The organism is Methanofollis formosanus, from assembly GCF_019633745.1.
Lineage (GTDB): Archaea > Halobacteriota > Methanomicrobia > Methanomicrobiales > Methanofollaceae > Methanofollis > Methanofollis formosanus.
This window is the reverse complement of the sequence record NZ_CP037968.1, coordinates 288,824-304,662: the sequence shown is the minus strand read 5'-3', so window position 1 is coordinate 304,662 and position 15,839 is coordinate 288,824. Positions and strand designations below refer to the sequence as shown.

Genomic DNA, 15,839 nt, shown 5'->3' with positions numbered 1-15,839 from the left:
GAGATGAAGATCGTTAATATCGCAGAAGTGCCGGTCCACCCCAACCCCCATCAGGTGGACGCCAGAAAAGTCTATGACTCCAAAGACGCCGTCGGTGTCGTGATCACTCTCAAACCCGGGGAGGCCCTGAAACGGCACATCACGCCGGTGGACGTCTTCTTCTACGTCCTCGAGGGGACCGGCGTCGTCGAGATCGGCGACGAAGAGGCGCACGTGAGCAAGGACCATCTCGTCGAGAGCCCGGCCAAAGTCCCGCACCGGTGGTCCAACGACTCCGGCCGGGACTTCAGGGTGCTGGTGGTCAAGGTGCCGCGGCCGACCACCGGGACAAAACTGCTCTGAGCGTCGCGTTCAGAGGTCGCTCTGGCGGGCGGGAGCGGCGGTCCGCGCGGACGGGGAGCGCCCGGCGGTTGCGGCATACTCCCGCTCCTCTCTTCTTACCGCCAGCGTCTCGAGGTCGTGCCTCATCCAGAGGAACCCGGCCGCATTGCCGAGCACCTCGCCGACGACGATCCCCCACCAGACCCCGTCCACGCCGAGGCCCATGACGTTCCCGAAGAGGTAGGCGAGGCCGCCCACCATCCCGACGCCCAGGGAGGTGACGATAAGCGAGGCGGTCCCCCGGCCCGAGGCCATGAAGAACGCACCGGCCATCACTCCCAGCGGGACGGCCGGGAAAAAGAGGCAGACAGTCCTGAGGAAGGCGACGATCTCGGGGGCGATGGCCGCACAGGCCTCTGAGTAGGTGAAGATCAGGGTGATCTGCGGGGCGAAGAGGAAGACGCCGACGCTCATCAGGACGCCGATCCCCACGCCCAGGCGTACGGCGTACCTGAAGACCTCTTCCACGCGCTGATAGAGCCTTGCCCCGACCGCGGCGCCGGCGACCATCATCACCGCCGAAGAGATCGCAAAGAGCGGGACCAGCGCGAAGGTGACGACCCGCCACCCTGAGGTGTAGACCGCGATGGCCGCATCCCCGGCGATGGAGGTGAGGATGGCATTGATCACGACGACGGTGCCGGAGACCAGGAAACATCCGAGGGTGTTGGGGATGCTGACCCTGACGATCTCAGAGACGACCGGCCACCTGACCGGGGTTCGCCGCAGAGAGAGGGTGACATAGGTATCTTTTCTGACGACAAACCAGAAGATCATCACCAGAAACTCGACGACCAGGGAGATCACCGTCGCCCACGCCGCTCCGGCGACGCCCATCCCGGCGCCGTAGATGAGCACGGGGTCGAGGAGGAAGTTGATCACCTCGGCGGCCACGATGACCTGCATCACCCGTCCGGTGTCTCCTTCGCCTTTCAACACGCCGTAGGCAAGTTCGGAGAAGAAGACGATCGTCGAAGCTCCGAAGATGATCGTCGCGTACTCTGCGGCAAGGACGGCGGCCTCGCCCTCCCCGAAGAGGCCGAAGATCGTGTCGGAGAAGAGCAGCACCGAGAGCGTGAAGACCACGGCGAGGAGTGCCGCCAGGAGCATACCCTGCGCCGCCGCACCGTCGGCCTCGTCTCGATCGTTTCTGCCGATCCGTCGGGCGATCGCGGTCCCGACGCCGACGCCCAGGCCTTCGCCGCACCCGACCATGATCATATAGAGCGGGAAGGCGAGGCCGACGGCGGCAAGGGCCTCCTCACCGAGACCTGCCACCCAGATGGCGTCCACGATGTTGAAGGCCGAGAGGAGGAGCATGGAGATGATCAACGGACCCGAGAGTCTCCGGATCGCCGTTCGAGGATCTCCTTTCAGGAGAGCCACACCTTTTGTCTCGAAATTTTCCTGGTTTTTTTCTCCGTTCCTGGTATCCCTCTGTATCAGAATTTTTCATACCTGACGACATGGACAGGACGGAAACGATCAGGACAGAATGACCGCTTTATGAGGTCTGAAAAATATCGCCGGGTATGGTGAATGTTCTCCTGGATGCCGGAGGTGCAGGGAGACGCACGGGCGTCAAATAGACCTGGACCATGCCACCAGACAGAACTATTGGCAGATGTCTATCGCTATATTTGTGGCTGAACCCATATAGTGATTGCGGGCTTCTCTATCGAGCGGAATTTATTCAGGGGAGGTCATCCCGGGACTCTCCGGCGCGAAGATGTGGGAAGGTGGTTGAGTCACCCTTGTGCCTGGAATAGGTGAGGGCCTCTGCAAAGCCCAAAAATCAACCCTGTAGAATTCGACATGAAGGGAAAGCACGCCTCAAGGATACGGGATGAAAATGTCTCCTTGCTTGATCGCTCTTTTTCAAGAGGGAAGAACCGGTAGGGATCGTGTTCCATCGCCGCCCCCTGACCCCCGGGACGAAGATAGGGCCGGGAAGGCAGAGAAATAATTGTTCAGAAGGCGCCTCTATTCTTTGCGGATGGGTCGTGCCTGGTGCAGGTGTTTTCAAATCTCCATCAAAATCTCAAGGGTCGATATTCGGGATCATTTTCATGGTAATTCAGCATGAGCCCGGGGTTCGTGCCTGATTCTCCAGAGCTGAGATCCGCTCATTCACCGAAGCGATCCGATCGATCGCTCCTCACCCCTCTCGGCGGGGTCGCACCGGCGTATGTACTCCTTCATCTCTTCCCCGAACGCAGAACCGAGAAACACCCGGTCATAGTCGACGACCTGGTTGTTAAGGTACTGCAGGAGGAGACGGTCGTCGCCGGTGGAGGAGGGTTCCACCCCGGCGAAGAAGAAACCCATCTCCTCGATCGTGTCGGCGATCCATCGGGTGATCGGGTCGGTGAGCGGGAGGGAGAGGTAGACGACCTCCCGCCGTCCGGTGCAGAGGTCGCGGAGGGCGGCCCTGAGAGCGGGGAGGGTTCCGGCACCATAGGACCGGACACGGATCCTGGCCGAACCGTAGGGTTCGGTCTCCACCTCGAGGTCGGTGCCGGCGTCGTTCCCCGGCGCCGGACACTCCCATGCCGTCCCGAAGATGGGCGCGGCCCCGAGGCGCCGGTAGATCTCCTGAACCATCTCCTCGTGGCGGGCGGGCACAAAAAAGGTCTGCCGTTCAGGTCTTCTCAGGTACCGGTACAGGACCACGACACTCTCCCTGACCCGATTCTCCGTGGCGATTCCCGTAAACTGCATCGCCGGATAATGGGAGAGGAGGAGGGAGCACTCGCTCATGCCGAGGAAGGCGACCGACTTCTGCGAGTACGGGTGCGTGCAGACGCCCTGCCCGGTCACCCCGAGGAGGCCCCGCCGTTCGGCCTCGTGCACCGTCGTCGCCATCAACCGCTTGAAGATCCCGTGCTTGCGGAAAGGCGGGTCCACGAACCCGAGCGACAACTCCGCAATGCCGGGATCGTCCCCGAAGAGCAGACCGGCGTGGCCGATCACCGTGCCCTCGTGCACGGCGACGAACGAACTGAGTTGTCCGCTCCTGATGAGATCTTTGAGGTGGTCGGGATAATAGACCTCCTCGTAGCCGTACGAGTAGCCGTAGCAGGTGTAGGCGCGCCGCGTGATCTCCACGGCCTCGTCGATGCGCGTCGGCCTGATCTCGCAGGCGAACGGGCGGCCGGGTTCATGTGCCTCTCCATGCTCCGGCTCGGTCACTTCCTTTCGTGTCGGTGGAGAGAGGCGTTTCCAGAGCCGCGTCTCTTTTCCCGCCGTGCCGAGGTTGTGGAACGAGACACCGTCGAGCACCTCCCGCCACCTTCCGAGACCATCGGGATGCGGCTCGACGGCGGGGTCGTAGGGTGCTCCCTTCTCCCTGAGAGAGACCTCAAGCATCTCGCCGGACCATACACAGGCGAGCGTGAGGGAACTCCCCTCGCCGGCAGGGAAGGCATGGGCGATGATATGGGCGGCCGCTTCCTCGACACTCCGGGCAATCTCCCGTGCCTCGTCCTCTTTACATCCGGCACGGGACGAGATGTGGACGACGGCGGACCTGACCAGCGGCAGATATGCCCGATCGTTGGGGATGCTGAATATACACTGCTCGGGCACACGACCACCTTCTGCCCTTCTTGGGTATGAGGGTTCATGAGTGTTTGGTTTTGCCGGTGGCGGAGCACAATACCTTTCATCCCCGGGAGAGAGATCGGATCATCATGAGCAGCGACCTCAAGACCGCCCTCCTCCGGCGGTGCCGGGCGATGGAGATACCCCTTGTCGGGGTGGCGGATGTCGAACGGTGGGAAGAACCGCCTTTCCAGCCCTGGATGCCGGAAGATTTCTACCCGCAGCGTATCTTCCCGGAAGCGCGGTCGGTGGTCGTGATCGGCATCCCGGTCCACCTCCCGGCCCTGGAGAGCGCTCCCTCCATCTGGTACCGCGAGACCTACCTGACAGTGAACGCCCTCCTGGACCAGTACACCTACCGGCTGGCCCAATATCTCAACGAAGAGGGGTATCCTTCGGTCTTCGTGCCGCGGGACGGGTACGGGGGTATCGGAGCGCTCCTGAAAAATCCGGTCGCGTTCTTCTCACACCGCCACGCCGCATACTTCGCGGGGCTCGGGACCTTCGGCGTGAACAACATGCTCCTCACCCCAGAGTATGGTCCGCGGGTCCGCTTCGGCTCGGTGCTCACCGCCGCACCTCTTCCCGCCGATCCCGTGATGACCGAAGCGGTCTGCAACCGCTGCATGCGGTGCGTGGAGATGTGCCCGGCCGATGCTCTCGGCCGCGAGGACTATCCCGCGAGCCTGACCGACAAACAGGCCTGCGCGAGAAACAGTGCCGAACTGGAGAAGCGGCGCCTCGCCCCCTGCGGGATCTGCATCAAGGTCTGCCCGATCGGGAAGGACCGGGCATTTTACGATCGGGAGGACGCCTCGGTCTATGCAAAAGGTGAGCGCCGGCCCGACCTGCACCGCGCCTGGGAGCATGTGCGCTCTTATGGCGGGAAGTGATGCGGGCGGTGAAAACGTGCGGATCAAAATCGGGAAGCGGTCTGGTGAACCGCTTCATCTCAAAAATCTCTGAAATCAGGCGATTTCAGATCAGTACCTGGGCTTTCTGTGCTTGGGGAAGCAGTCGTTGCAGTAGACCGGTCTCCCCTCGGTGGGCTTGAACGGAACTTCGCACTCTTTGCCGCAGTCAGAGCAAACTGTCTTGTGCATCTCACGGGGGCCGAAGTCTCTCCGCCCACCAAAATTGCCTCTTCTCTCCATACGATTAACTCATGCAGACGTGTGTGCTGCACATGAGTGAATGCTCGCTGAGGTTATGAAGGTGTGCATCGGGATCAGGGCCTGAGTGCCGGACGGCCGGGACCGCTCAGCAGATGAAGCGGCTTCGGCCGCCTATTTCCCGTCTTCATCCGCCTGAATGCCCGCCTTCCTCCTCCCCGCCGATATACTGCCCGTGCCAGGTGTGCACCCAGACCTGCCCGGTCCGGTCGTTGACGCTGAGCATCCCTTCAATCTCGCCGCGCCCGTACTCGAAGGTGTGGTAGCCCGGGAAGGTCCGGTTCTCGAGAAGTGTCGCTCCGGGCAGGAACTCTTCCAGAAAGGTCGCCGCGATCGCTTCTGCGGCGTGCAGGTCGTACGTGGCCGCGCCGTTCGGGACCGAGCGCCGCCAGGTCAGGGCGGGGCCCGGGTCAGGGCCGGCCTCGCCGGTGTAGCGGTCGACGACAGCCTCGCCGACTGCCAGGCCGGTGGCGCGGTCGACCAGCACCGCATAATAATTCTGCGTGAAGGGCGTGAAGTCCCTCACCTCCACCTCTGGCCCGAAGGCTTTCGCATAGGTTTCCAGGCGTTCTCGCGCCTCGGCCTCGGAGACGGGGCGGGCATCCGCCTCGTAGAGTGCCACCGCCCCGCCGCCCGCCGACCCGGGCCCGAAGAAACCGGGGGAGGGCGGTCCCCCGCCGATCTGTTCCGGGCTCCCCCAGACCGCGGCACACCCCGGACCGGGCAGGAGCGCGAGCAGAAACAGAGAGATGATCAGAATGACCGACACGGCCCCCCGCCGTTCTTTCATGATACTCGCACCTCAGGGGATGGGGTGTCGGCCATCCATATAAAACACCGGGCACGATGCCCGACTCCGCATATCTTTATATCCGCACTCACCCTATCGGCGTCCGGGTGATGCCATATGGCAGCAAATGAGGGCAACTTCTGGTGGGGTGTCGTCGTCGGATGGGTGCTGATGATGATCATCAATATCTTCATCCCGGTCATCGGGCCCCTGATCGGCGGGTTTGCGGCGGGCTACATCGCGAAGGGCGGGTTATGGAACGGGGGCAAGGCCGGACTGGTCGCCGGGATCATCGGGGCGGTGATCATCGCGATCCTCATCCTCGTCGGGGCGACCGCCTTCCTGGGCGGGATCGGCCTCCTCTCCGGGTTCGCCGTCGGGACGCTCCTGGTCATCAGCGTCTTCATCGTCAACGGGATCCTCGCCTTTATTGGGGGGGCGATCGGGGGAGCGGTTGCGGGGTGAGTCCTCATTTTTTTCTGGATCGGTGGCGATGATTCAGTAGCCTAATGGCCGTCCGATCGGGGCGATTTCCGGCGTTTTTTGAGGGGTCGTGCGTCCCCTCTCCGGGGTGTGGGGTAGCAAAACATCCTGCTCATCTTTTCAGGGCGTCAGGGGGCGTGGAGAGTGCAGGGATTTTAGGAGGTTTTGGGAATGGGGTTAAGAATGGGGGGATTCTTGATCTCGGCGAATTGGGTCGGGATCGGATCGCTCTTTCCCGGAACGGGGCATGATATGCCTGTATTCAACTACCCAAGCGCCACGTCCAGCACCATCATCACCGCAAACCCGGCAAGCACCCCGAGCGTCGCAAGCCGCGGACTCCCCTGCGCCTCAGGGATCACCTCCTCTGCCACGACGAAGATCATCGCCCCGGCCGCGAAGGCGAGGGCGTACGGGAGGACCGGTGCGGCGACGATGACCGCCGCCGCTCCGACGACCGCGGCCACCGGCTCAACGACGCCGGAGAGCTGGCCGTACCAGAAACTCCGCAGACGCGAGACGCCCTCGCGCCGCAGGGGCATCGAGACGGCCATCCCCTCGGGAAAGTTCTGGAGCCCGATCCCGACGGCAAGCCCGACCGCCCCGGCAAGAGTCGCCGACGGGTGGGCGGCGGCCAGGGCGCCGAAGCCCACCCCGACCGCCAGGCCCTCCGGGATGTTGTGGATGGTCACCGCAAGGATGAGCATGAGACTGCCCCGCCGCAGTCCCGGGTTCCCGGCGCCGGGGGCACCGTCGACGGCGTCGAGGTGCAGATAGGGGAGGAGCGCCTCGATTCCCCACATCACCAGGCCCCCGGCGAGGAACCCCGCGGCCGGCGGGAGCCAGACCGGCACCCCGAGTCCTGCCGAGAGTTCGATTGCCGGGGCCAGGAGCGACCAGTAACTCGCGGCGATCATCACGCCAGCGGCAAACCCGAGCATGAGATCGAGCGCCCGCCGGTCCACCCCGCGCGTCAGGAAGACCGTCCCGGCCCCGAGAGCGGTGAGCCCCCAGGTGAAGCACCCGGCAAGCAAGGCCTGCCAGAGAGGGCCGAGGCCCTCCAGCAGGGGCATCATCTGCATCGAATCTCAGCGCATGAACTTCGAGACGAAAGGCGACGTCTCCCCTCTCCTGAGAAAATGACCCGACGGTCCCTCGCCCAGGAACTCAGAGAACCAGGACTCGTGCTCCACCTCCTCGTTGAGGATCGCCAGCGCCAGGTCATAGGTGCGGTGGTCCTTGCCCGCGGTGTAGTTGCAGATCTCGGTATACCCATGGACCGCACACCGCTCGGCCTCGACGAGCACGGTGAGCATCGCCGTGATGTCCGATGGGTCAGGGGGCAACCTCGCCGGCCGGCAGGCCGAGATGTTGTGGAACTCCACCATGTCGTCGGGAAGCTTCCCCCCGAGTTCGTAGATCCGCGGGACCAGCGCCTCGAAGTGATTCCTGTCCTCGATCCGTGCGGTCTCCGCGATCTCCTTGATCGTCTCCCCCTCCAGGCCGATGAGGTTGGCCCGCAGGATGGTGTAATAATAAAAGGTGGTCAACTCGGCCGCGGCGTTCTTGACCAGCATCTCCAGCAGTTTGTCGACGTCGATGCCGGCCTTCTCCACCATTTCCCGTGCAACTTTTGCCACTTCATTCCCCTCCCGTGTCCCTGACAGGACTGGAGGTGGAGAGGTGGCCGCCGGATATATGGGTTGCGGCGTTTAGCCCTGCCGCCGGGCCGCGAAGACGAGGGCCAGCGCGGCCATGAGGGCGGCGAGCGAGGCCGGGGACTCCGTCGTCGGCGCCGGCGGCGGCGTCCCGTCGCGCTCATAGGTGAAGAGCATGACAGAATTTCCTTCTTCCCAGACGATGCGGTTGCCCGAGATGGGGTCGTCGCTCATGGAATGAGAACCAAAGGGATGGACGATCATCTCCTCGCCGGTCGCGAGGTCGAAGAGATGGGTGTCGGCGTCGGGGACGTCGCTCTCCCTGAAGACATACTCGGTCCAGACAACCAGGTCGCCCGAGATGGAGGGGCCGCTCTTCGTGGCCGACGAATTCGCGAGCACGCACGTCCCGCCGGTGGTGAGATTGTGGAAGCGCACTTCACCTGACGATGATACCCAGACAACCCGGTCGCCTGAGATGGAGGGTCCGCTCTCGTCGGTGGGCGCAGAGGTGAGCGCCCGCTCCTCGCCGGTCGTGATGGTATAGAGATAGACGTCGTCATTCTCACAGCGCCGGTCGGTCCAGACGATCCGATCGCCTGAGACATCGGGACCGCTCTGCGAGGCCCAGTCCGTGCAGACCGCCCGCTCCTCCCCGGTGCTGATCTGGTAGAGATAGATATCCCCCTGCCGGTCTCGCAGGTCTTCCCAGACAACATAATCCCCGGAGATGGCAAGACTCCGCGGCCCGGCGGTCTCGGAACTGATGCAGGTCGTCTCCCCGGACGAGATATTATAGAGATAGACGTCCTCTCTGCGCCCCGGCGGGTCGCGCTCGCGCTCGCTGTCGTCGATCCGGACGAGAAAATCTCCCGAGACGCGGGGATTGTTGTTCGCACGGAACCGCCGGGAGAAGTTCACCTCCTCGCCGGTCGAGAGGGTCCGGAGGGCGATGCCGGTCCGGTCCTCTCTGTCGTACCATGTCCAGACCACATGGTCGCCGTCGATCGCCGGCCAGTGCCTGCCGACGAGGTCGTCGCCGTCGGTGAGGGCGACGAGGGTGCCCGGCGCCTGAGGCAGGTCGCCGGCGGCAACAGTGCCGACCAGACCAGCCAGCAGGATGAAGGCGGTCCAGATGAGAATGATCTTCATACCCATACGCTTCAGAGTGCCCTCTGCCCGCAGCACCATATATCTTCTGAAATCGACCCGCAGTTCTTTCCCGCCCCTGCGCGGGGATGAGAAGAACTCCGGTGAGGGGTCGGTCTCCGGCCCCCCCCGCCGCCGCCCGGATCCGGGCGATCTTTCAGGGTCGGATCCACCTGCATGCCCGGAGAAGCGCACGCCATGCCGGCGGCCCGGCCCGCCGATCAGACCGATAATCAGGGAGGTTCCGGCAAAGAAGATGCATAGCTATATTCATCACGAATCGTAAAAATTTCAGCAGGAAGTATGGGAGCACCGCGTCTGATGCGTCATGCCGGTGCAGACTCGTTCCTATTCACAGTTCATCAGACTGAGGTAATCCTATGGGCCACGAACGAGTGACTATAAGTATCAAAGAGATGTGTCTGGGGGTTCAGATCCTTTTCGTCGCCTTCGGTGCGCTTGTCATCGTCCCGCTCCTCACCGGGCTGGATCCGAATGTCGCGCTCTTCACGGCGGGTATTGGAACCCTGATCTTCCAGTTGATTACACGAATGAAAGTACCGATCTTTCTTGCCTCCTCTTTTGCGTTCATTCCGGCGATCTCCTATGGTGTCGCGGCATGGGGCATACCCAGCACCCTCTGCGGCCTTGCCGCGGCCGGTCTGTTCTATGTGGTGCTGAGTTTTGTCATCAGGTTCTCCGGCGTGGGCCTCATCAACAGGCTCTTCCCGCCGGTGGTGGTCGGTCCGGTCATCTGCGCGATCGGTCTTTCCCTCGCTCCGGCCGCCGTGAACATGGCACTCGGGATCGCCGGCGGCGTCCAGATCGTGCCGGTCGAGACGGCGCTGCTCATCTCAGGGTTCTCGCTCCTGACGACGCTGGTGGTCTTCACCTTCACGAAGGGATGGCTCAGACTGATCCCGATCCTCTGCGGGATTGCAGCGGGGTACGCCCTCTCGGCCGCGCTCGGGATCGTCAACTATTCGGGGATCGTCAAGGCGGCCTGGTTTGCCGTCCCAGCCTTCACCCTGCCTGAGTGGAATCTTGAGGCCATCCTCTTCATCGTCCCGGTCGCGATCGCCCCGGCCATCGAGCACTTCGGGGACATCCTGGCCATCGGGTCAGTCACCGGCAAGAACTACCTGGAGGATCCCGGTGTCCACCGTACCATGCTGGGCGACGGGATCGCTACCTTCGTCGCCTCGTTCATCGGCGGACCGCCGAACACCACCTACTCCGAGGTAACCGGTGCGGTGGCGCTGACCAAGCAGTTCAACCCGCTTATCATGACCGCCGCAGCCGTCTTTGCGATCTGCTTTGCGTTCGTCGGCAAGATCGGCGCCGCCCTGCACAGCATCCCCATCCCGGTGATGGGCGGCGTGATGATCCTCCTCTTCGGGCTCATCGCAAGTCTTGGTATCAACCAGCTGGTCAGGAACCATGTCGACCTGACGACCCAGAAGAACGCGGTCATCGCCTCCATCGTGCTGATCACCGCAATCGGCGGGCTGTTCATCCCGTTCGGCGAATTCAAACTGGCCGGGATCGGGCTCGCGGCGATCATCGGCGTCGTCCTCAACCTGGTGATCCCTGAACCCCAGGGGGTGGCGGCAGAATGACCGTCAGGCCAGTCTCCCACCCGGTCATCACACACAAGATCAATATGCTCCGTGACGCCGGGACAAGGCCCAAGGACTTCAGGCAGATCGTGACCGAGGTCACCTCCCTGCTGACCTACGAGGCGACCCGCGACCTCGAACTCGAGACGACCACCATCGACGGGTGGCAGGGCCGGAAGATGGAGGTCGAGATGTTCCTGGAAGAGGATCCTTCCATCGTCCCGGTCTTCCGTGCCGGTATCGGGATGCAGGAGGGGTTCCTGAGCATCATCCCGAGTGCCAAGATCAGCTACATCGGCTATTACCGCGACGAGGACACGCTCGAACCGCAGCTCTACTATGCGAAACTGGCCGAGAACGTGCATCTCAGGAGGAACTATGTCCTCGACCCGATGCTCGCCACCGGCGGGACCACCTCCGCGGTCTGTTCGATGCTGAAGAAGGCGGGCGTGAAGAGCATCAAGGTCCTCTGCATCCTGGCGGCGCCCGAGGGGCTTGCCCGGATGAAGGCCGACCATCCCGACGTCGAGATCATCCCGGCGGTGGTCGACGACCACCTCAACGAGAAGGGCTACATCATGCCCGGTCTCGGCGATGCCGGGGACCGTCTCTTCGGGACAAAATAATCTTTTTTTGGCTCTACCGAATTGCCTGAAACAAAGGTTTCATGAGCGGTTCTCCGGGGCCCTTTTTCCTGAGATCGAGTGCGGGCTCACTGCACTATTCAGGCCGCCGCAGTCCCTGCATCGTCCATCTCTTCGTCTGTGCCTCCTCTCATCTCTCTCTTAATCATCTCCCCGGCGTCGGGCGCAAGCCGGTAGTGCAGCATCCGTCCTTCTCTCCTGGCCTCGACGAGCCCGTCTCTGATGAGCCGCTCCATGTGCCAGGCGACCGTCGGCCTCGAGACCTCGATCGCCTCTGCGGCCTCAGACTGGGAAATCCCCGGTGCCTCCAGCAGGAGAGCGAGAAGGTTCTTTTTGGTCCGGTTCTTGAGGTGCATGAGAAGGTGCTCCTCTGTTGCGTCGAGGTCGTCGGTGTATGCAAAGTAGCCGAAGGTGTTCCCCTGCCCCTTCCGGTGGACAAGGCCCCTCCTTTGCAGACGGAAGAGATGGTAGTTCACCGTGCCGCGACTGAACGCGGTTGCACCGGCGATCCCCGGCACCGTGATGCCCGGGTTCTCCCTGATGCAGGCAAAGATCTGCTGGCGGGTGGAGCTTTCGGAGGGGCGTTGACGCGAGGCGCGACGGTAGCCGAGGAATGCCAGGATGCCGGATGAATAGAGGAGGCAGACCGGCACGGCGAGGGCGGGGCAGTAGATGAGCGTGTAGTACGTGAGCAACCGCATCGGCGAGACCTGCCAGAGCGGTACGAACTCCTCGTCGTCGATGTTGATCCCGTCGGTAGGGATCTCCGAGGGTCCGGGTTCGACGACGATCTTCGCCGCCGCCGGGCTCCAGACGAAGACGAGTGTCAGGAGGAGGGCAAAAACGGCGGCGGTACTTCTATGATGCATGGCTCTATTCCCGGTGTTGGGGGGGGGCGGTCGCGGCAAAGGGTCTGCGCGGTATCGGCATACTCTGAGTCGGGACGTCGGCCCTTAAACTTTATGGGCCGATCGTCTAATTGTTCCCTGATTGATGGAGAGCGTTCTCGGGAGAGAGATATTCTTAAAATTATATCTCCCGCGCCGGCGCGTCGAGAAAAGGAAGGTATTCATATGGCACCATCACACATTAGTGTGCAATGCACGATACTGTGTCTCGCACGCAACAGTGCATTGCACGGATATGAGCACGAGATGAGTCCATGAATGTCCAGTTTAAGAAAGGAGTCCTCGACCTCTGCGTCCTCTCGCTCCTCTCCAGGAGAGCGTGCTACGGGTACGAGATCGTCCAGGAGATCTCTGAGACCGTGGAGATCTCGGAGGGTACGATCTATCCGCTCCTGCGGCGCCTGAAGAAGGAAGGGCATCTTGAGACGTACATCCGGGAATCGACCGGAGGGCCGCCCAGGAAATATTACCGCCTCACCGAGAGCGGGAGCGCCTTCGAGCATCGCCTGCGGGAGGAGTGGTTCTCCTTCGTCGGAGAGGTCAACCGATTTCTCGGGGATGAAGATGAGAGAACCTTCGAGTGATACTGAGAGATGAGATAGATGGAAAAATCCGAATTTCTTGAAAGACTGAAGTCGCGCCTGAACAGTCTTCCCGACGACGAGGTGCAAGAGATCGTCGCCGATTACGAAGAACACTTTGCCGCCGGCGTCGAGGCCGGACGGACCGAGGCGGCGATCGCCGCCGCCCTCGGAGACCCGGACGAACTCGGGAAACAACTGCTCGCCGCCTCACATATCGAGACCGCCGAGCGGACCGGATCGTTTTCCGCCCTCTGCCGCGCCGCACTGGCGACGCTCGGCCTCGGGCTCTTCAATTTCTGTATCGCCCTGGTGCCGATCGTCGTCGTCGCCTCCATTATCTTCGCGATCTTCATGACCGGCGTCTCCCTCGTATTCGGCGGCATCGTGGCTCTGGTCGTCACGGCCGTGCCCGCGGCCATACCGGCCGGCATGACGGTGGTCATGCCCTTCGAGACGCCGCTTGCCAGGGTTGCAACGGCCGTCGGGCTCATCGCCCTCGGCCTGCTGGTGAGCGTCGGGAGCATCTACCCGGCACGCTCCTTCGTGCGGGCAATGGCACGATACGCCGGGATGAACCTCTCGGTCGTCAGGAGGGCGTACGGCAATGAACGGTGACCCTGCTGCGATCGAGTCCGAACGTCAATCGTCTCGTGATCTGAGGGGGTTTTATCCCCTCGCCGCCGTCCTGCAGGAGTGATCGTCTGGGGGAGGGATCGGGACGGCGAGGTACACCTGACCCGCGCTCTCCCGCCAGACCAACCTTCCGTCGGCGATCGTCAACGCCCTGACCGTGCCGTTCCGTGTGATCCTGCTCTCCGCACCGTCAGAGATCCGGCGCACCACGATCGCGGAGGTGCTGGTTTTGCCTGCATACGCTCTCAGCACCCATGCGGCATGGTCGCCCTCGATCGCGGCATACCCCAGGTCGGCCCCGTTCATCAAAAAATCTCCCGGCCCTCTGCCCTCGCCGGAGAGCGAGGCGGCTGCCAGGTCAATGATGCCGCCGTCAGGGAGGGAGATGAGGGAGAGAACCGAGTCTATCGAGATCCTCTGGACGGCGCATGGTTTCCTGCTGAAGAGTCCGTTGATGTCTTTTTTCACCCAGAGCACCCGTCCTTCTGAGATCGAAAAATCTTCGGGGTTTCGAACCGGGCCCGAGAGGACGACTTCGCTCCGGTCCGTGATATTGAGGGCCACGACCGCGTTTTTCTGTTCCGGGTCCGTACAGACGACCCATTCTCCCTCGATCTCGCCGAGGGCCGCAGAGCCCTTGAAGGTCTTGACGCTCCAGGTCCGATTCTCCCGGATCCCGTGCACCCTGAGCGTCGAGACGACGTCCGTTCCCGAAGACTCGCGTTCCATCCAGCAGACGCGATCGCCCGCGATCCTGACCCGCCCGTCGTACCGGTGCCCCTCGTCGATCACCTCCTGCGTGCCGTTCACGAGGTCGGCGAGGACTACTTCGCCGCCATCGGTCGTGACGTTCCCGGGAACCCTGACCCAGACGGCATAGTCGCCGGAGATATCGGGCGCACCACTCTCGAAGCCGTCGGTCTCCCGGTCGAGGTACTGAATCTCGCCGGTCGAGAGGGAGCAGAGGACGATCCCGTCGGCCGGAAGCGAGGCCTGTCCGACAAGGCGGTCGCCGGAGACCGCCACCTCATCCCAGGCATAATCGTGTGGGGAGAGTCTGGTGACCTCCCAGGGGTCTGCCGCTCCGGGGGATATCAGAACGATTGAGGCGATAATGCAGGCGAATAGAGTTTTCTTTGATGAAATAACAGGTGAAAAGTACCGCTCCGGCGATCGCATTGATTAGAAAACAATTATTATGATATTTATTTGGATCGATCGAATATCCCTTACATCCATAGAAGTTCAGGGGCCACCGTCCCCTGCACCGATGATACGTACCTATAAATGCACGGCCATGCACCGTCCCTCCACTGCGGACCGAACACCAGAAAACGAGATGACGAGAGATGGTCGAAACCGTGAGTTTCACCCAGTTTCTTGAGAGTATCGGGTATCTCGCCGTACTCGTCTTTGTGGTCTGCAGCATGCTGGCGATGGGGTTCACCCTGACTGTGCCTGAAATCCTCGAACCGCTCAGAGACCTGCGCCTGGTGGCGAGGGCTTTGGCGGCAAACTTTGTGCTGGTCCCTCTCCTTGCGGTGGTGCTCCTGGTGATCTTTCCACTCACCGAAGGCCTCGCCGTCGGTCTGCTCCTCATCGGGTGTGCCGCAGGTGCGCCGTTCCTGCCCAAACTCGCCGAGGTGGCGAAGGGGGACCGCGCATTCTCGGTGGGTCTGATGGTGCTCCTGATGGTGGTGACCATTGCCTACCTCCCCCTCGTCCTCCCGCTGGCATTGCCTGGAATCGCTGTCAGCCCATGGGAGATCGCACGGTCACTTGTTTTCCTGATGCTCCTCCCTCTCGCTCTCGCCCTCGGCGTCAGGGCCAGGTATCAGGCGATCGCGGAGGGTGTGGCGCCGGTCATGTCCCGGGCGTCAGGCCTGGCCCTGGTCGTGCTGATGGTCGCCTTCTTTGTGGCCTATCTCAGCGACCTCGCCGGAGTCGTCGGCAGCACCGCCGTCCTCGCCGCGGCGATCTTTCTCCTCATCTCCTGCGCTGTCGGGTATGTCCTCGGCGGGAGGAAGGGCGAGATACGGCGGGTGCTTGCCGTCGGGACGGCGCAGCGAAACCTCGCGGCGGCGACGGCGGTGGCGGCCGTCAACTTCACCGACCCCGACGTCATCGTCATGGTGCTGGTAGTCGGACTGATCGGACTCGTGATCCTGATGGTCGTCGGCGGCGAGATGGGCAGGCGGGCCTGAGAGGCATATGC

At 62.6% G+C, this 15,839-nt stretch carries 17 protein-coding genes; 8 read left to right on the top strand and 9 right to left on the bottom strand.

What is annotated here, in order from left to right; genetic code table 11:
- Positions 1-3: 3 nt before the first annotated feature.
- Positions 4-342, top strand: coding sequence for a cupin domain-containing protein (locus tag E2N92_RS01235; protein WP_220681889.1), 339 nt, complete (start codon positions 4-6; stop codon positions 340-342).
- Positions 343-351: 9 nt separating this feature from the next.
- On the opposite strand, the gene E2N92_RS01230 is transcribed toward E2N92_RS01235, so the two are convergent.
- On the bottom strand, positions 352-1,767 hold the full coding sequence (locus tag E2N92_RS01230; RefSeq protein ID WP_220681888.1) for an MATE family efflux transporter: 1,416 nt from the start codon (positions 1,765-1,767) through the stop codon (positions 352-354).
- 744 nt (positions 1,768-2,511) lie between these two features.
- A complete protein-coding gene (locus tag E2N92_RS01225; protein ID WP_220681887.1) occupies positions 2,512-3,969 on the bottom strand; it encodes a GNAT family N-acetyltransferase in 1,458 nt (485 codons plus the stop codon).
- A gap of 104 nt (positions 3,970-4,073) precedes the next feature.
- Between E2N92_RS01225 and E2N92_RS01220 the strand changes: the two genes are divergently transcribed.
- Positions 4,074-4,877 carry an epoxyqueuosine reductase gene (locus E2N92_RS01220; protein WP_220681886.1) on the top strand — a complete coding sequence of 268 codons (804 nt, stop codon included), beginning with the start codon at positions 4,074-4,076 and terminating at the stop codon, positions 4,875-4,877.
- Between the two features lie 90 nt (positions 4,878-4,967).
- Here the strand turns inward: E2N92_RS01220 and E2N92_RS01215 are convergent, their stop codons facing one another.
- Together E2N92_RS01215 and E2N92_RS01210 are read right to left on the bottom strand one after the other, a co-directional pair.
- Positions 4,968-5,138, bottom strand: coding sequence for a CxxC-x17-CxxC domain-containing protein (locus E2N92_RS01215; RefSeq protein ID WP_220681885.1), 171 nt, complete (start codon positions 5,136-5,138; stop codon positions 4,968-4,970).
- A 145-nt stretch (positions 5,139-5,283) separates the two neighbouring features.
- Positions 5,284-5,946, bottom strand: a complete 663-nt coding sequence (locus E2N92_RS01210; protein WP_220681884.1) for a hypothetical protein — start codon at positions 5,944-5,946, stop codon at positions 5,284-5,286.
- Positions 5,947-6,063: 117 nt separating this feature from the next.
- Here E2N92_RS01210 and E2N92_RS01205 point away from each other — a divergent pair, with 117 nt between their 5' ends.
- Positions 6,064-6,411, top strand: coding sequence for a DUF5518 domain-containing protein (locus E2N92_RS01205; RefSeq protein WP_220681883.1), 348 nt, complete (start codon positions 6,064-6,066; stop codon positions 6,409-6,411).
- 284 nt (positions 6,412-6,695) lie between these two features.
- On the opposite strand, the gene E2N92_RS01200 is transcribed toward E2N92_RS01205, so the two are convergent.
- The 3 genes from E2N92_RS01200 to E2N92_RS01190 form a co-directional block, all read right to left on the bottom strand.
- Positions 6,696-7,511 (bottom strand): ZIP family metal transporter, encoded by an 816-nt coding sequence (locus tag E2N92_RS01200; RefSeq protein ID WP_246589270.1) that lies wholly within the window; start codon positions 7,509-7,511, stop codon positions 6,696-6,698.
- Positions 7,512-7,517: 6 nt separating this feature from the next.
- A complete protein-coding gene (dps, locus tag E2N92_RS01195; protein WP_220681882.1) occupies positions 7,518-8,069 on the bottom strand; it encodes a DNA protection during starvation protein in 552 nt (183 codons plus the stop codon).
- Between the two features lie 72 nt (positions 8,070-8,141).
- Positions 8,142-9,245: a TolB family protein gene (locus E2N92_RS01190; protein WP_220681881.1), complete on the bottom strand. Its 1,104-nt coding sequence runs from the start codon at positions 9,243-9,245 to the stop codon at positions 8,142-8,144.
- Positions 9,246-9,652: 407 nt separating this feature from the next.
- Between E2N92_RS01190 and E2N92_RS01185 the strand changes: the two genes are divergently transcribed.
- Both E2N92_RS01185 and upp read left to right on the top strand, forming a co-directional pair.
- Positions 9,653-10,855: a uracil-xanthine permease family protein gene (locus tag E2N92_RS01185; RefSeq protein WP_246589269.1), complete on the top strand. Its 1,203-nt coding sequence runs from the start codon at positions 9,653-9,655 to the stop codon at positions 10,853-10,855.
- Entirely contained in the window at positions 10,852-11,481 is a 630-nt protein-coding gene (gene upp, locus E2N92_RS01180; RefSeq protein ID WP_220681879.1) for a uracil phosphoribosyltransferase, read from the top strand. Before E2N92_RS01185 ends, upp begins: the two co-directional genes overlap by 4 nt.
- Positions 11,482-11,579: 98 nt before the next feature.
- Here the strand turns inward: upp and E2N92_RS01175 are convergent, their stop codons facing one another.
- Positions 11,580-12,368 carry a winged helix-turn-helix transcriptional regulator gene (locus E2N92_RS01175; protein WP_220681878.1) on the bottom strand — a complete coding sequence of 263 codons (789 nt, stop codon included), beginning with the start codon at positions 12,366-12,368 and terminating at the stop codon, positions 11,580-11,582.
- Between the two features lie 293 nt (positions 12,369-12,661).
- Here E2N92_RS01175 and E2N92_RS01170 point away from each other — a divergent pair, with 293 nt between their 5' ends.
- Both E2N92_RS01170 and E2N92_RS01165 read left to right on the top strand, forming a co-directional pair.
- Positions 12,662-12,991 (top strand): PadR family transcriptional regulator, encoded by a 330-nt coding sequence (locus E2N92_RS01170; protein ID WP_220681877.1) that lies wholly within the window; start codon positions 12,662-12,664, stop codon positions 12,989-12,991.
- Positions 12,992-13,009: 18 nt separating this feature from the next.
- On the top strand, positions 13,010-13,606 hold the full coding sequence (locus tag E2N92_RS01165; protein WP_220681876.1) for an HAAS signaling domain-containing protein: 597 nt from the start codon (positions 13,010-13,012) through the stop codon (positions 13,604-13,606).
- 51 nt (positions 13,607-13,657) lie between these two features.
- On the opposite strand, the gene E2N92_RS01160 is transcribed toward E2N92_RS01165, so the two are convergent.
- Positions 13,658-14,650 (bottom strand): hypothetical protein, encoded by a 993-nt coding sequence (locus E2N92_RS01160; protein ID WP_220681875.1) that lies wholly within the window; start codon positions 14,648-14,650, stop codon positions 13,658-13,660.
- A 323-nt stretch (positions 14,651-14,973) separates the two neighbouring features.
- Between E2N92_RS01160 and E2N92_RS01155 the strand changes: the two genes are divergently transcribed.
- Positions 14,974-15,828 (top strand): bile acid:sodium symporter family protein, encoded by an 855-nt coding sequence (locus tag E2N92_RS01155; protein ID WP_220681874.1) that lies wholly within the window; start codon positions 14,974-14,976, stop codon positions 15,826-15,828.
- Positions 15,829-15,839: the final 11 nt, after the last annotated feature.

Excerpts from the sequence above, each read along its gene's own strand:
- E2N92_RS01235 (WP_220681889.1), top strand. The coding sequence starts at position 4 with ATGAAGATCGTTAATATCGCAGAAGTGCCGGTCCACCCCAACCCCCAT.
- E2N92_RS01220 (WP_220681886.1), top strand. The coding sequence starts at position 4,074 with ATGAGCAGCGACCTCAAGACCGCCCTCCTCCGGCGGTGCCGGGCGATG.
- E2N92_RS01215 (WP_220681885.1), bottom strand. The coding sequence starts at position 5,138 with ATGGAGAGAAGAGGCAATTTTGGTGGGCGGAGAGACTTCGGCCCCCGT.
- E2N92_RS01210 (WP_220681884.1), bottom strand. The coding sequence starts at position 5,946 with ATGAAAGAACGGCGGGGGGCCGTGTCGGTCATTCTGATCATCTCTCTG.
- E2N92_RS01205 (WP_220681883.1), top strand. The coding sequence starts at position 6,064 with ATGGCAGCAAATGAGGGCAACTTCTGGTGGGGTGTCGTCGTCGGATGG.
- E2N92_RS01200 (WP_246589270.1), bottom strand. The coding sequence starts at position 7,511 with ATGCAGATGATGCCCCTGCTGGAGGGCCTCGGCCCTCTCTGGCAGGCC.
- E2N92_RS01190 (WP_220681881.1), bottom strand. The coding sequence starts at position 9,245 with ATGGGTATGAAGATCATTCTCATCTGGACCGCCTTCATCCTGCTGGCT.
- E2N92_RS01185 (WP_246589269.1), top strand. The coding sequence starts at position 9,653 with ATGTGTCTGGGGGTTCAGATCCTTTTCGTCGCCTTCGGTGCGCTTGTC.
- upp (WP_220681879.1), top strand. The coding sequence starts at position 10,852 with ATGACCGTCAGGCCAGTCTCCCACCCGGTCATCACACACAAGATCAAT.
- E2N92_RS01175 (WP_220681878.1), bottom strand. The coding sequence starts at position 12,368 with ATGCATCATAGAAGTACCGCCGCCGTTTTTGCCCTCCTCCTGACACTC.
- E2N92_RS01170 (WP_220681877.1), top strand. The coding sequence starts at position 12,662 with ATGAATGTCCAGTTTAAGAAAGGAGTCCTCGACCTCTGCGTCCTCTCG.
- E2N92_RS01165 (WP_220681876.1), top strand. The coding sequence starts at position 13,010 with ATGGAAAAATCCGAATTTCTTGAAAGACTGAAGTCGCGCCTGAACAGT.
- E2N92_RS01155 (WP_220681874.1), top strand. The coding sequence starts at position 14,974 with ATGGTCGAAACCGTGAGTTTCACCCAGTTTCTTGAGAGTATCGGGTAT.